The organism is Listeria costaricensis, from assembly GCF_900183385.1.
Lineage (GTDB): Bacteria > Bacillota > Bacilli > Lactobacillales > Listeriaceae > Listeria > Listeria costaricensis.
Genome location: NZ_FXUT01000001.1, coordinates 164,685 through 179,648, shown reverse-complemented (window position 1 = coordinate 179,648; position 14,964 = coordinate 164,685). Strand labels below are relative to the sequence as shown.

At 44.4% G+C, this 14,964-nt stretch carries 14 protein-coding genes; 3 read left to right on the top strand and 11 right to left on the bottom strand.

What is annotated here, in order from left to right; translation table 11 throughout:
- Nucleotides 1-86: 86 nt before the first annotated feature.
- The gene (locus CS921_RS00950; RefSeq protein WP_099221132.1) at nt 87-287 is read right to left on the bottom strand and encodes a hypothetical protein; all 201 of its coding nucleotides are present in this window, start codon (nt 285-287) and stop codon (nt 87-89) included.
- Nucleotides 288-479: 192 nt separating this feature from the next.
- On the opposite strand from CS921_RS00950, the gene CS921_RS00945 reads away from it, so the two are divergent.
- A complete protein-coding gene (locus CS921_RS00945; RefSeq protein ID WP_099221130.1) occupies nt 480-1,130 on the top strand; it encodes a DedA family protein in 651 nt (216 codons plus the stop codon).
- A 59-nt stretch (nt 1,131-1,189) separates the two neighbouring features.
- Here the strand turns inward: CS921_RS00945 and CS921_RS00940 are convergent, their stop codons facing one another.
- The 7 genes from CS921_RS00940 to CS921_RS00910 all read right to left on the bottom strand — a co-directional run bounded on the left by CS921_RS00940 (nt 1,190) and on the right by CS921_RS00910 (nt 8,603).
- Nucleotides 1,190-2,230: a threonine aldolase family protein gene (locus CS921_RS00940; protein ID WP_099221128.1), complete on the bottom strand. Its 1,041-nt coding sequence runs from the start codon at nt 2,228-2,230 to the stop codon at nt 1,190-1,192.
- Nucleotides 2,231-2,290: 60 nt separating this feature from the next.
- Entirely contained in the window at nt 2,291-2,605 is a 315-nt protein-coding gene (locus CS921_RS00935) for a DUF1292 domain-containing protein (protein WP_099221126.1), read from the bottom strand.
- Between the two features lie 14 nt (nt 2,606-2,619).
- Nucleotides 2,620-3,036 (bottom strand): Holliday junction resolvase RuvX, encoded by a 417-nt coding sequence (ruvX, locus tag CS921_RS00930; protein WP_099221124.1) that lies wholly within the window; start codon nt 3,034-3,036, stop codon nt 2,620-2,622.
- Nucleotides 3,033-3,305 (bottom strand): IreB family regulatory phosphoprotein, encoded by a 273-nt coding sequence (locus CS921_RS00925; protein ID WP_099221122.1) that lies wholly within the window; start codon nt 3,303-3,305, stop codon nt 3,033-3,035. The genes ruvX and CS921_RS00925 overlap by 4 nt, the downstream gene beginning before the upstream one ends.
- A 150-nt stretch (nt 3,306-3,455) precedes the next feature.
- A complete protein-coding gene (gene alaS / locus CS921_RS00920; RefSeq protein ID WP_099221120.1) occupies nt 3,456-6,089 on the bottom strand; it encodes an alanine--tRNA ligase in 2,634 nt (877 codons plus the stop codon).
- A gap of 291 nt (nt 6,090-6,380) precedes the next feature.
- On the bottom strand, nt 6,381-7,067 hold the full coding sequence (locus CS921_RS00915) for an ABC transporter ATP-binding protein (protein ID WP_099221118.1): 687 nt from the start codon (nt 7,065-7,067) through the stop codon (nt 6,381-6,383).
- Between the two features lie 9 nt (nt 7,068-7,076).
- Complete coding sequence (locus CS921_RS00910; protein ID WP_099221116.1) at nt 7,077-8,603, bottom strand: ABC transporter permease; 1,527 nt, start codon at nt 8,601-8,603, stop codon at nt 7,077-7,079.
- A 171-nt stretch (nt 8,604-8,774) separates the two neighbouring features.
- On the opposite strand from CS921_RS00910, the gene pieR reads away from it, so the two are divergent.
- Together pieR and pieS are read left to right on the top strand one after the other, a co-directional pair.
- Complete coding sequence (pieR, locus tag CS921_RS00905) at nt 8,775-9,467, top strand: two component system response regulator PieR (protein WP_099221114.1); 693 nt, start codon at nt 8,775-8,777, stop codon at nt 9,465-9,467.
- Nucleotides 9,464-10,909, top strand: coding sequence for a two component system sensor histidine kinase PieS (pieS, locus tag CS921_RS00900; protein WP_099221112.1), 1,446 nt, complete (start codon nt 9,464-9,466; stop codon nt 10,907-10,909). Before pieR ends, pieS begins: the two co-directional genes overlap by 4 nt.
- Before the next feature lie 95 nt (nt 10,910-11,004).
- Here the strand turns inward: pieS and recD2 are convergent, their stop codons facing one another.
- From recD2 to CS921_RS00885, 3 genes are read right to left on the bottom strand one after another with little or no spacing between them, the layout of a single operon-like run.
- Entirely contained in the window at nt 11,005-13,401 is a 2,397-nt protein-coding gene (gene recD2, locus CS921_RS00895; RefSeq protein ID WP_099221110.1) for an SF1B family DNA helicase RecD2, read from the bottom strand.
- 25 nt (nt 13,402-13,426) lie between these two features.
- Nucleotides 13,427-14,095, bottom strand: a complete 669-nt coding sequence (locus CS921_RS00890) for a tetratricopeptide repeat protein (protein ID WP_099221108.1) — start codon at nt 14,093-14,095, stop codon at nt 13,427-13,429.
- 12 nt (nt 14,096-14,107) lie between these two features.
- Nucleotides 14,108-14,848, bottom strand: coding sequence for an alpha/beta hydrolase (locus tag CS921_RS00885; RefSeq protein WP_099221106.1), 741 nt, complete (start codon nt 14,846-14,848; stop codon nt 14,108-14,110).
- Nucleotides 14,849-14,964: the final 116 nt, after the last annotated feature.

Here is a 14,964-nt window from a genome sequence, read left to right as displayed (position 1 = left end):
ATGCCATGTTTTGAATAAAATTCTTCTCAGCATAAGCAAAAAAATTCTGAACACCTCATGAAGAACGTGTTCAGAATTTTCTCTTTTTAGGCTTCGACAGACTCTACGGATTCAATATTGCGTTTATAGAGACGAACGGAACGTCCTTTGTCATCATCAAACAAAAAGGTGCCTTCTCCCGTTGGAACGAGTGCATCTGAAATCGCCTTTTTTTGCCCGTCACTTTCGACTGTTTTTTGATACGTATTACCGCTGATCATGTGAACCGTTACAATAAATTTTTGCATGAAGATTTAGCCTTCTTTCTATACTTAATCTTCTTAATTATAGCAAATATTCTGCGTTTTTCCAGTGAATACGGCTATTTTTTTAAGTAAACGCGTTCATACAAGGTAATCGTATACGTGATTCTCTGAACTATGCTATAATGGTAAAGTATTTTTGACTTAGATCTTATTTTCTATCAAAGGAGTTTTTTTATGCTGCATTCTATCATTCAAAGCTTGCAGGATTTTGTCATGTTTCTGATCGACACGATGGGAAGCTGGGGCATCTTTCTCGCAATGCTCATCGAAAGTGTCTGCATCCCCTTGCCTAGTGAAGTCATCATGTTGTTTGGCGGCTTCATGGCTGAATCGGGCGTGTTGAATTTTTGGATGGTCATCATTGCCGGGATTGCCGGGAATCTCGTTGGTTCCCTACTTGCTTATTACATCGGAAAAAAAGGCGGGCGCACGCTCGTTTTAAAATTTGGCAAATATATCTTCCTGAATGTCAAGCATTTGGATAAGGCAGAATTATGGTTCAATCGTTACGGCGCATCTGCTGTGTTCTTCGGCCGCGTCCTGCCGGTTATTCGGACCTTCATCTCACTTCCAGCTGGGATTGCCAAAATGAACCTGCCAAAATTCATCATTTATACCATCCTTGGCTGTATCCCTTGGAATATCTTCCTCGCATGGCTGGGATACACACTTGGTGCCAATTGGGGAATTGTAGAAGAATATACACGTCCCATCAGCTATGCTATTTTAGCCCTATGTGTTGTCTTCGTCATTTGGCTGGCCTATAAAATTTGGAATAAGAAGGCCCGGAAAGAAACATCCAAGCCGGATGAATCATCTAAATAATAAAGCCCCTTCTCCTTGCAGTGAATGAATTCAGATACTGCAAGAGGGAGGAGCTTTTTTTATGGGCGTAAATGTCTAGTCGCTTCAATCAACCGATCGACATTTTCCCGTTTTGTCGCCCAGCTCGTGCAAAAGCGGACGGCATGACGGTCATCAGACAGCTTTTCCCAATAGGTAAAGCCAAAAGATGCTTGCAGTTGACTGATCTCTTGACTTGTTAAAATGGGGAACTGCTGATTGGTCGGTGAATCATAATGAAAACGGATTCCCTGTTCGGCAAAGGCCTGCTTGATGCGTAGCGCTTCACGAACAGCATGACCGCAGATGGTTAGATAGAGCGTCTGATCAAATAGCGTATCAAATTGTAGACCTAGCAGTCGCCCTTTCGCCAGCATGGCACCATTTTGCTTAATCGCATAGCGAAAATCATTTTGACAAGCGGGGTTTGTGATGATGAGCGCCTCGCCAAATAGGGCACCGACTTTCGTCCCGCCAAAATAAAACGCATCTGTTAAGGCCGCGATATCAGGTAGGCTGACATCATTTTCCGGTGCAGCAAGCCCATAACCCAGTCGGGCTCCATCCAAATAAAACAGCAGATCAAATTTTTGACAGACGGCCTGAATATCCATTAGCTCTTGTTTCGTGTATAGCAGGCCTGTTTCTGTCGGCTGCGATATGTACACCATTTTCGGTTGAACGGTGTGCTCGCGTGCTACATCCAGTTGGTGTGCATGAACCAATTTGTCAATTGCTGATGCGGTAATTTTGCCATCACGCGTGGGTAACGTCAATACTTTATGACCGCTTGCTTCAATTGCGCCAGTCTCATGGGTGGCGATATGGGCCGTTTCCGCCGCAACGACACCTTGGAATGGCCGCAGCATGGCGCTGATTACGGTTCGGTTGGTTTGTGTGCCGCCGACTAGAAAGTGTACATCTGCCTGCCCGGCATGCGTCGCTTGTCGGATTTTTTCTGCCGCGCTTTTTGAATACGGGTCCAATCCGTAACCAGGCGTTTGTTCCAAATTGGTAGTAGCTAATCGGACGATGATTTCTGGTGCTGCACCTTCTGCATAATCATTTTCAAATAAAATCACGTTTTCTCCTCCTGCATACAAAAAAACTGCTGACAGCTTTTGCCATCAACAGTTTTCCACTTATTCTTCGTCTTCTTCAGCTAAGAATGTCGCGAGGATTTCTTCAATCATGTCCCATTCTTCATCTGTTTCAACTGGTTCAAGGCGGCCTTGTTTACCTTCTTCATCTTGGATATAAGAAGATGCCATGATTTCGATTTCTTCGTCCTCTGAAGCCCCCGCTGGGAAGTAAAGAACGTAGGATTTCTCGAAAGCTTCTGAATCAAAGTCGAATAAAATCTCGAACTCTTCTTCTACGCCGTTTTCGTTTTGAATCAAAATAATATTTTCTTTATGTTCACCATGATCATGCTGGTGTTCGTGTTTTTCTGTCATCCGTATCACCTCGTTTATTTATTGGCGTCCAAGTAGGACTGTAAAATCATCACAGCTGCAAGTTTATCAATGACTTGCTTCCGTTTTTTGCGGCTGACATCCGCTTCAAGCAGGGTGCGCTCGGCCGCTGCGGTTGTAAGTCTCTCATCCCAAAGCACAACAGGGAGTTCCAAGCGTTTTACAAGAATTTCCGCATATTTTTTGGAGCTTTCAGCACGCGGACCTAGTGTGTTATTCATGTTCTTAGGCAAGCCGACGACGATTTTTGTCACATCGTACATCTTAACAAGCTCTGTCACACGATTATAACCAAACTGTTTCGCATCCTCGTTTATTTGAATGGTCTCGATTCCCTGTGCCGTCCAGCCCAGTTCATCACTGATGGCTACACCGACCGTCCTCGAGCCCACATCTAAACCCATTATTCTCATTTGTCACCAATTTCGTTGTTTTTTAAGTAGGCACGTACCAATTCTTCAATGATTTCATCGCGTTCCAGACGGCGAATCAAATTACGCGCATCATTGTGGCGTGGAATATAAGCTGGGTCACCTGAAAGCAGATAGCCGACAATCTGGTTGACTGGATTATATCCTTTCTCCTGCAGTGCCTCATAAACCTTTTTCATTAAGACCTTAACATCTTCTTCAATGGAATCGTCACCAAAGTTATAAAACATTGTTTGATCTTTTGAACCCATGTGCTAACACCTCATTCCTTCTCCTCGTTAACGAACCTCTTCACCTATTTTACACTAACCGCGATGTTTTTACAAAGGAATCGGGCAAAGGAATTTTTCTTTCACAAATCCTATCGGCCTGCAGTCATTTGGCCAGGCCGACAAGACGTATTAGCTTAGGGTTTGAATGATTTCTGGTACAGCTTTTAAAGCAGAACCCAGCTCAGCAGGATTTTTGCCGCCAGCTTGTGCCATATCTGGCTTACCGCCGCCATTTCCGCCACAACGCATTGCAACTTCTTTGACGATTTTCCCAGCATGATAGCCTTGTGCTTGCGCTTCATCAGAAACTGCTGCCAGCAAGTTGACTTTCTCGCCTTGAGGAGCACCGAGGACGAGAATGCCGCCAATTTGCTTCGCTTTCCATGTATCGGCAAATTTACGCAGTTGGTTCATATCTTTGGCTGTGATTTTCTTGGCAATCACTGGCAGACCGTTTACCGTTTCAGGATCTTTAAAAATATCTTCACTTGCTGCACTTGCCAGTTTTGCTTCTAACGATTCATTTTCACGTTTTAGCTCTTTCAATTCCTGTTGTAGACTTTCTACTTTTGCAGGTGTTTCTTTTGTCTGCTTCACTTTCAAAAGATCGCCCGTTTCTTGCAGTAGTGCCTGCTGTTCGTTCATAAACCGGTAGGCAGCTTCGCCAGTCAGCGCTTCAATTCGACGTGTGCCTGCTCCGATTCCGCCTTCTGATTGAATCTTGAAGAGACCGATTTCAGCCGTGTTCTTCACATGCACGCCGCCGCAAAGCTCGATACTGTAATCGCCCACTTTGACTACGCGAACAATGTCGCCGTATTTTTCGCCAAATAATGCCATTGCGCCAAGTGCTTTCGCTTCATCGATTGGCATTTCGTTGATGTCAACTGCTAGTTCCGCCCAGATTTTTTGGTTTACGATTTCTTCCATTTGAGCTAGCTCTTCTTTGGTAATTTGGCCAAAATGGGAGAAGTCAAAACGTAGCCGGTCAGGGGCAACAAGGGATCCCGCCTGATTGACATGCTCGCCCAGTGTGTCTTTCAAAGCGCGGTGCAGCAAATGTGTGGCTGTATGATTTTTAACCGTGGATAAGCGTTTTGTCCGATCAACGGTCAATTTTACAGTATCGGAAAGCTTGAGAACGCCTTCTGTCACTTTGATGCGGTGCAGATTTTGTTTATTCGGCGCTTTTTGGACATCTTCGACAAATGCCAGACCTGTTTCTGATTGAACGGTGCCGTGATCGGCCACTTGTCCGCCGCTTTCTGCATAAAATGGCGTTTCTTTGAAAATGGCTTGTGCTTCTTCTCCGGCACGTACCTCTTCGACCAGTTGATCATTTTGGATTAGGTAAAGGATTTCAGAAGCCGCATGCATCGTTTCATAGCCGACAAAAACACTCGGCTCCGTCAGATCGCCTAATAGATCGCCCTGCACATTCATCGATTTAACATCCGCACGTGCTTTTCTCGCCCGGTCGCGTTGTTTTTCCATTTCCGCTTCAAAGCCGGCATGGTCCACTTCCAGCGCATGATCGAGTGCATATTCTTCGGTCAGCTCAACTGGGAAGCCGTAAGTATCATACAGTTTGAAGATGTCTTTTCCTTGTACGACACCACTTGCTTTTGCATCTTTCAAAATTTCTTCCAAAATTGCTAGGCCTTCATTTAATGTTTCATGGAAGCGTTCTTCTTCGTTACGAATTACTTTTTGAATAAAGTCCGTTTGCTTTTCAACTTCTGGATAGAAACTGTTCATAATTTTTCCTACAACAGGGACCAGTTTATACATAAAAGGTTCATCAATGCCCAAAATTTTTGCGTAACGTACAGCACGACGTAGCAAACGGCGAAGCACATAGCCGCGCCCCTCGTTGGAAGGAAGTGCCCCATCCCCAATGGCAAATGCAACTGTTCGGATATGGTCGGCAATCACTTTGAAAGCGACATCCTTTTCTGCTGATACGCCGTATTTTTCGCCTGAAACTTGTTCCGTTTCACGGATGATCGGCATGAAAAGATCTGTTTCAAAATTGGTCGGTGCATCCTGGATGATCGACACCATCCGTTCAAGTCCCATCCCGGTATCAATATTTTGTTTTGGTAGCGGTGTATAGGTGCCATCAGGATTGTGATTAAACTGCGAGAACACCAGATTCCAAATCTCTAAGTAGCGCTCATTTTCGCCGCCCGGATAAAGCTCGGGATCATTGGCATCATCACCAAAAGCAGGTCCACGATCATAAAAGATTTCGCTATCCGGACCACTTGGACCCACACCGATATCCCAGAAATTATCTTCAATTTCAACAATATGCTCTTCGCTTAGGCCGACTTTCTCGCGCCAAATTTGTTTCGCTTCTTCATCTTCCGGATAGACGGTTACGTATAGTTTGTCAGGATCAAAGCCAATCCATTTAGGGCTGGTTAGGAATTCCCATGCCCATTCGATCGCCCCTTCTTTAAAATAATCACCGATCGAAAAGTTGCCCAGCATCTCAAAGAAAGTATGGTGACGAGCGGTCTTCCCAACATTTTCAATATCGTTCGTACGGATTGATTTTTGCGCATTCGCCATCCGCGGATTTTCCGGGATCACCGAACCATCGAAATATTTCTTCATTGTGGCTACGCCGCTGTTGATCCAGAGTAATGTTGGATCGTTGTTCGGTACAAGCGGCGCACTAGGTTCGATTGAATGGCCTTTTTCTTTAAAAAAGTCTAAAAACATCTGTCTGACATCACTGCTCGATAATTGTTTCATTTCCTTTTCCTCCTTATTGGATACAAAAAAGCCCTACGTCAGTGCTTTCAGGGACGAATAATCGCGGTACCACCCTGATTGCAATGACATAGGACTTATCATTACCTCTTAAAATCTTTAACGCAGATAAACGGATTTAACAAGTGCGAAAGAGCAATCTTGCAAGCAATCAACATTCTCCTTCCAGCCAAATGGGAGAACTCTCTCGTGAAGTGTCTAGCAAGACCATATTTCCGCGTAAATCATTCTTATTTACGGATAGTTAAATTATATGGAAGCAGACAGGAAATGTCAACTATAGATTTTCGCTTTTTCCTTTGAAATAAAGTTGCCATTTTTAAGAGTCAACTTGATATCTGAGACGCTAGCGATTTCCGGATCGTGTGTGACCATGATGACACATTTATCTTCCTTATGCGCCAAATCCTTGATCAAGTTGACCACTTCTTTACTTGTACGTTCGTCAAGGTTGCCTGTTGGTTCATCCGCCACGATTAAATCAGTCTCACAGCAAAGTGCCCGCGCAATTGATACCCGCTGTTGCTGTCCACCACTAAGTGTCAGGACTTTTTGCTTGGCCATTTTTTCATCAATGCCTACTTTCTTCAACATTTCAAGGGCATAAGCTTTATTATCCGTCTTCTTATTCTTCGTGATTTCCATCGCTGTTGTCACATTTTGAAGGGCTGTCATATAAGGAAGCAGGTTATAGCTTTGGAAAACGATCGATACGCATTGGTTTCGGTAGTTTTGCAAACCGATTTCACGAAGCGACTTTCCTTTAAAATAAATGTCGCCTTCTTTTTGATTATCGAGCCCCCCAGTCAGGGAAAGAAATGTCGTCTTCCCTGAACCGGAGCTTCCAACTACTGTGTAAAAGTAGCCTGTTTCAAATGTATAATTAATGTTGTTTAAGATTGGTTCGTCTTTAGATTTATACCAGTAATGAATATTTTCAAATTCTAAAATTTTTGCCATCCTGTTCACCTACTCCTGTTTAGTCAAAATCGTTTTTGGATTCATACGCAAGATCGTTGCGGCTGGAAGTGCGACTGCGATAAAGGCAATTCCGATACCAATGCCGCCCATTTTCAGCATATCTTCAAGCGTTACTTGGATATCCAGTTCTTTTACTTCTTCCTGATTGCTCGTCAAGCTTGAAAAACCGCTTGTATCCCCGCCAGGACCGCCGCTTCCGCCTGGGCCACCTTGAGTGCTACCTCCCGGACCGCCAGCCTGCTGCGTAGTCGTTGTCGTTTGTGTGCTTTCGGTTTGTTGTGCGAGCAGTTGATTGCCGGCAACTTGAGCGACAAAGTGACTGCTGAATCCTGCTAATACGAAGGAGATGAGCGCAACCACCAGAATTTCTGTAAAGAACTGCGCGATCAGTTTGCTGCGTTTTTCACCAATGGCAAGCAGCACGCCCATTTCATATTTGCGTTCCCGAACTTGCATCATGACGAGAAGTGCGAGAATAAGCGCTCCGGCAATACTCACAATATACACGACATTTTGAGAGAATGACGCGACATTTTCAATCGGCCCAACCATTTGTTGATAAAGTGTATCGTTGGCATCTAGTTTGAATGTATCCCAGTCAACGGAAGATACTTTCTTCGCTTCTTTTTCAAAAGCATCGATATTGGCAGCATCATCCATGGTATAAACCGCAGAATCCACTGTGTCAGTATAGTCATCACCTTTTAGTGTATTGGCAACTGCGACCGGTACATAAAGTTCATTGTATGGATTTAGGAATGAGAAGTTTGCAGCCATGTCATCGCCAGAACTATTTGTTTCATAGATGCCGATAATTTTCAGTTCGACACTTGTAGATTCATCGCTGGATTTGATGGTAATCTTGTCACCAACGGACAAATCATTTTCTTCTGCCAGTGTTTGTTCAATCAAGACAACATTGTCATCTGCATTGTCGGACGTAATTGCTTTTCCTTCAACTAGCTCGCTTGTGCCGCCGTCAAAGTCCGTGCTTGTTGCAGAGTCTAACAATCCGCTGATGGTAAGATCGGCATTGGTCATTTGACCGCCGCCATCCGGCATTTGCATCCCCTCGCCATTACTGCTGGACGAAGAATCCGAGGAAGAGCTGTCACCGGAAGACTCGATTGGATCGAAGCTATCGGCTAGTGCCTGTGTGGAAGAATAGTAATTATAACTTTTCACATGGTCGAGATCAGCCAGATCATCTGCACTGGAGATGTCGATTGGTGAACTTTCAAATTTTGGTGGTTCTTTTGAGGTGCTGGAATCATCTGAATCAGATGAGGAGCTCGCCTCTTCCTGCTGCTGTTGCATTTGTTTTTCCCTGTCTACAGAAAGTGTCACTGTGCCGCCTAGTTCTTGTCGTGCTAGTTCAGCAGATTTATTAGCAGCCGACTGAATCGTAAAGCCGGATAAAATCAAGACAGAAACAACGGTAAAAATAATTAATTGTAAAATCGTACGTCCTTTTCTCGCTTTCATACTTAAAAGCGCCCTTTTCATAAAATTCATCTGTTTTCCTCCATTCATGCTTTCAACTTGTAAATCTAGCTTATCTTGCGGATATGACGAAAATATGAACAAAGTATGAGCGGTTCTTTAAACTTTTCCGAAAAAAATTGATTGTACTTGCGCGGCGGTCTTTTTTGGGCTACTTTTAATATATGAAGGAGTTGAACCAGAATGAAACTACTAATGATAGAAGACAACGAAAGTGTTTGTACCATGATTAATATGTTCTTTATGAAAGAAAAAATGGATGCAACCTTTATTCATGATGGAAAAGAAGGTTATGAAACATTTTTAAAAGATGACTTTGATATGATCATCATCGATTTGATGCTGCCAAGTATGGACGGCATGACGATTTGCCATAAAATTCGCGAAACGAGCGACGTACCAATCATCATTCTAACAGCCAAAGAATCAGAATCTGATCAGGTATTGGGGCTCGAAATGGGGGCAGATGATTATGTGACGAAACCATTTAGTCCGCTGACATTGATGGCACGCATCAAAGCGGTGGCGCGGCGCAAAAACACAACAAGCAAACAAGCGACCGCTGGAAATGATGAAGTCCTTGAAACGCAATTCTTTAAAATCAGCAAAACAACACGGGAAATCTTTTATCAAGGGACGCTGCTCGATGCCTTGACACCTAAAGAATTTGATTTATTATACTTTTTAATGGAGCATCCGCGCCAAGTATTTTCTCGGGAACAGTTGTTAGAGCAGGTTTGGGGCTACCAATTTTACGGTGATGAGCGGACGGTCGATGTGCACATCAAGCGCCTGCGCCAAAAAATCGCCACGCCGGAACATCCATTTCTCCATACCGTCTGGGGTGTCGGGTATAAATTTGATGAAACGGAATGAGTCGAGTGAAATTTAAACTAAGCTATCAATTTTTCTTTACACAATTTATCATTGTCCTCATGGCCTGTTTGATGATTGGTCTGCTTGTCAGTCATTTTTTGAAAGATTATCTATTTGATTCCATGGTGAATGATCTGACGGCTTATGGAGTGACGATTTCGCGTGATTTGGAACACTCACCTGGCGATCAAACCAATCAGGTGTTGAACTCCTATCAACGGATTTTAGAAGTGAAAAAAATTCATTTCTCGATTTTGGATCAAGATAACACGGTCGTTTATCCCAACAATGACCGCCCGCTTCCACCAGACTTCACCATTTCAGATAGTGATCTGAAACAGCTGGAAAATGGCAAAGTGGTGGTCAATAAAGAAGATAATCGGTTTAATCAAGTGATGTCCGTCGTCTATGTGCCTATTCTCAATATGAATCAGGAATATACGGGGTCCATCGTGTTAAATGCTCCTATTAGCGGAACTGAACAAGTGGTCGGCACGATCAACCAATACATGTTCTATACGATCCTGCTCTCAATTGCTATGGCACTCGTTCTCAGCTTGATTTTCTCACGCATTCAAGTCAATCGAATCAATAAGATGAAAAAAGCCACACGGGAAGTGATTCGCGGTAATTATGATACCCGTCTCAAAGCCAATCAATTTGACGAAATTGGTGAATTGGCGCATGATTTCAACCATATGACGGAAACTCTCAGCGAATCGCAAGCAGAAATCAAACGACAGGAAAAAAGACGCAGGCAGTTTATTGCCGACGTCTCTCATGAAATGCGAACTCCGCTTACAACGATCAGCGGCCTGACAGAAGGGCTCGTCAATGACATCATCCCGAAAAGCGAAACGGATCGCTGTATTGCGTTGATTGATACGGAAGCGAAAAGGCTGGCAAAACTGGTCAATGAAAACCTTGATTATGAACGCATCCGGTCGAATAAAATCCAGCTTTATAAGACGCGTTTCCAAGCGAAGGCCTTTCTGGAAGTCATTAAGGAGCAGCTCGACTATTTGGCAGAAGAAAAAGGCAATCAAATTATCGTGACGGCACCAGCCAATTTAGAGGTATTTGCCGATTACGACCGACTGACGCAGGTTTTGATCAATATTGTGAAAAATAGTATCCAGTTTACCAAGAATGGACAGATTGAAATCAGCGGTCGAACGGATTACAAAGAAACGATTATTGCCATCAAAGATAACGGCATCGGCATGAATACGGGCGAGCTCGAACAAATCTGGGATCGCTTCTATAAAGCCGACATGTCACGTACAAGCACAGCTTTCGGCGAATCGGGTATCGGCCTTTCCATCGTGAAGCAATTGATTGAATATCATGCGGGCAAAATCGAAGTGGAAAGCGAACCGGAAAAAGGTACAACTTTTACACTTTATCTGCCGCTTTTTAGCGATAACGAAGAAGAGCAGTAATATAAATCAAATAAAAACCAGAAATTGCGTAGTAGCCCATTTTGCACGACGGCTTCGCTACGCAATTTCTGGTTTTTCTATTTTGACTGTTAGGCTTAGGCCATATAGCGATACGGCGTAATGCCCTCCATCCCGATCATAGGGTCGATGGTTTCGATATTTTCCATCGTTAGGATTTTTCGACTGCTGCCGGCCAGAACCTCTTCCTCAGAAATCAACCGTTCGTAGAGTGTTGTCTGTCGTGTAGTTTCATCGACACGCTCCACACCCATTCGAAAAGCCTCTTCTTCCCCGCAAAGAATCAAAAACTGTTGGCTTCGCGTGACGCCCGTATAAAGTAAATCCCGTCGTAGCATGCGGTAGTAACTGCGAACGATCGGCATGATCACAATCGGAAATTCACTCCCCTGCGCTTTATGAATGGAGCAGCAGTAAGCATGGGTTAGCTGATTGAATTCTTGGCGATAATAGGTCACTTCGGTTTGGTCAAAAGCCACCACGATCATATCCTGCTTTTCTGTATTCTCTTTGGCGTACATCAGGGAGACGATTTCGCCAATGTCCCCATTGAAGACATTCTTTTCCGGCTGATTGACCAACTGCAGCACTTTATCATGCACACGGTATTTCATATCACCAAAAGTGAGTTCTTTTCGCTTGCCCGATTCATTCGGATTGAAAATCTCTTGCAGGTTTTTATTCAGCACATCAATCCCCGCCGGTCCCCGGTACATCGGTGCCAGCACTTGGATATCTTTTGCCCGAAATCCTTTTGCTTTGGCGTTTAACACGACCTGCTCCACGACATCAGCAATCTGGTTGACATGGCAATGGAAAAACGAACGGTCCGCTTGATTTTTGGTGAAATCGGCTGGCAGATGGCCTTCTTTGATTGCATGCGCCATCTCGATAATAGTCGACCCGTCCTTTTGCCGATAAATATCCGTTAGCGCAACAGTTGGAATCGTTTTGGCGTGCAGAATGTCCTTCAAGACTTGCCCGGGACCGACTGATGGCAGCTGATCCTGATCCCCCACCAGTATCACTTGCATGTGGGCGGGCAAAGCGCGGAACAATTGGTTGGCCAGCCAAACATCCACCATCGACATTTCGTCCACAATCAAAAGCCGTCCGTCAATCGTTCTTTCTGCCTCATCATCCAACCCCTCCTGCCCGTTCATCCCGAGCAACCGGTGGATCGTCATAGCTGGAAGTCCCGTCGATTCGCTCATCCGTTTAGCCGCTCGACCAGTGGGCGCCGCCAGTAAAACCGGAAACGACTGCCCATCTTTGTAGGCATGCGGGTCAAGGCTGACACCATTCAGTTCACTATACAACTCTACAATGCCTTTGATGACCGTCGTTTTCCCTGTCCCGGGTCCACCAGTAAGTACCATCATCGGCGACATCAAAGCTGTTTTGAGCGCCTCCCGTTGTGATTCCCCGTATGAGACCTGAATTCGCTCTTCCAGTTCCCCCAAAGCAAGCAAAAATTCAGACTCAGGAAACTGGTCCGCATATTCCGTTTGCTTCATCATGCGTTTGATATGGTGCGTCAGACCTGTCTCAGCAAAATAGAGCGATGGCATGTATAGCCGCGTATTTTCAGCAATCAGTTTTTCTGCATCCTTCAAGTAGTCAATCTCTCGAGAAATATCCTCCAAAGCGATTCTTTCCGGATCATGCTGTTCAAGCAAGCTCTTCGTTGCATGCAGCAATTCCTCTTCTTCCAAATAGACATTCCCTTGTTTCAGCGACTCATTATCAAGTACGAAAAGCAGTGCTGCCCGAATTCGTTCTGGATGTCGACCGCCGAGTCCTAGTTTTTTGCCTAGTTCATCCGCGCGTTGAAAGCCAATTCCTTTGACATCTTCAATCAGTTTATAGGGGTTTTTTTCAAGAATCTCCAGCGCGTGCTGCTTATAGACTTGAAATATACGCATGGAAAGCTGGGGACCAAAGCCGTACTGATTCAAACCGACCATGACATGTTCCAACCCCTGATTTTCTCGAAGCGTTTCGACAAGCTGGTCCGCTGTTTTTTTCGGGAGCTTTGGAACCTCGGCCAGCAGATCTGGATCGTTCAAAATCCGACTGATTGCTTCCTCGCCGAGTGTATCGACAATTGCCTCAGCCGTTTTTTTCCCAACACCTTTAAAAATTTCACCAGAAAGGTACTGGATCACCCCGTCTCGCGATTTCGGCATTTCTTTGCGGAATTTCTCCACCTTGAACTGCTGCCCGAACTTGGCATGCTCCTGCATCACACCGTAGAATTGATAGACTTCCTGTTCTTGAAGCTGCGGGAAAAAGCCCGTTACGACAATATCCCGCTCGTCCCAATCTGTATTGGTTTCTTTTACAAGGATTCGCACCACGGAAAAAAGATTATCCGCATTATGGAAAATCGTCGACATCACGGTGCCTTTGATAAATTTTTCTCCACCTGCTACTTCTTTTTCAAACAAATGAAGCGAAGTCTGATCTTCCATATGGCTTTCCTCCTTTACCTAAAAATCAATTTTCTTGTTCTTCATAGGCTAAAATGGCCGCTAAACCATTTTCTGCCAGGCTGTGATGGGCATCCGACTGCAGTGCCCGCTCAAAAAATTCTTTTGCAATGACAAGATCGCCCTGCCAAGCAAGATAAACGGCTCCCAAGTTATAAAGCGCATCGGCATCTTCTTCTTTTAGCGCAAGCGTCTTTTCGAGCATCACGATAGCCTCTTCATATACGCCTTCTTTTGCAAGTGCAATCCCGTACTGGAATGTGTTTTCTGCATCATTCGGCGCCAGTTCTACGCTCCGAAGCAAAAATGGCAATGCCAGCGTGTTTTGTTCCAGCTGCACGAAGCTCATTCCAAGCATAAAGAAGACATCGCCATTTTCCATGCCTTGTTTAACCGCCAGATCAAATTCATCCCGCGCTTCCGGATAACGTTCTAGTTCATAATAGAGATTTCCTAAACTATAATGAGCGGCCGGAACTTCTTTTTCCAGTTCAACTGCCCGTTTAAAAAAGATTTCTGCACGCGTAAAATCGTCCATCGAAAGTAGCACATTGCCAAAATTGATGTAGCCAACCGGATCTGTGGGGTTTTCTTCAATGACTTCCGTAAAAAGAGCCACCGCCTGTTCCAATTTTCCTTCCTGCATCAACTGGATTCCCTGTTCATTTTTATTCATCTTTGATTCGCCTCACTTTTCATTCTGGACACTTGTTTGAAGCCAAGAGATCATACTGTTCGCCGTTTGATCTGTCTGACTGCTGGCCGAGATTGTCCGTTCTCCGTCGCCATTTTGTTTCCCGTAGGAGCCGAAGCCCGCATGGTTGCCGCCTTTTATGGACACATAAGTCGTATCATTTGCAGGCAGATATTTTTTACTCTCCTGATATTTATCCTGATTGAGCACCTGGTCATTTGTCGCAGTGATTGATAGGACTGGCATCCCTGCTGATTTCAGATCGCCTTTTTTATCCGGATAGCTCGCCAAGAAAAATACCCCATCTATTTCGTTCTGATGCTCGTTTGCAAATCGCGCCGCCATCACACCGCCCAGCGAATGTCCGCCAATGACAAAATGTTCATCGCTATTTTCCTTAATAATCGGTTCTGCACGGTCTTTGCCAAATACCGCCAAATTAAACGGCATTTCCACGACATAGGTTTTGTAGCCGGCATTGGCCAACTCTTTTGCAAGAGGTGCATAACTCAGCGCGTCTATAAAGGCTCCCGGATATAAAATAATACTTTCTGATTCCGCACTTTCTTTCGGTTCAAAAATCAGCGCATTATCCGCCTCAAAAACATCCACCTTGCTGGTTGAATCTGCTGCCTTTTCCGCCGTTTCGCTAGGTGTCGAATCAAAGTAAAAATAACCCCAAGTCAAAATTAAAATCAGTGCAAGTATACCGCCCCAAAATGCAATTTTCTTCATAAAAGACCTCTTTTCTCTTATTCGTTTAATATTTTACCATAAAAATCAAGGAAGCCCATTGAAAATCTATTTTTGCCATAAAAAAAGCCAGATCACCTGAAATAGATGATCCGGCT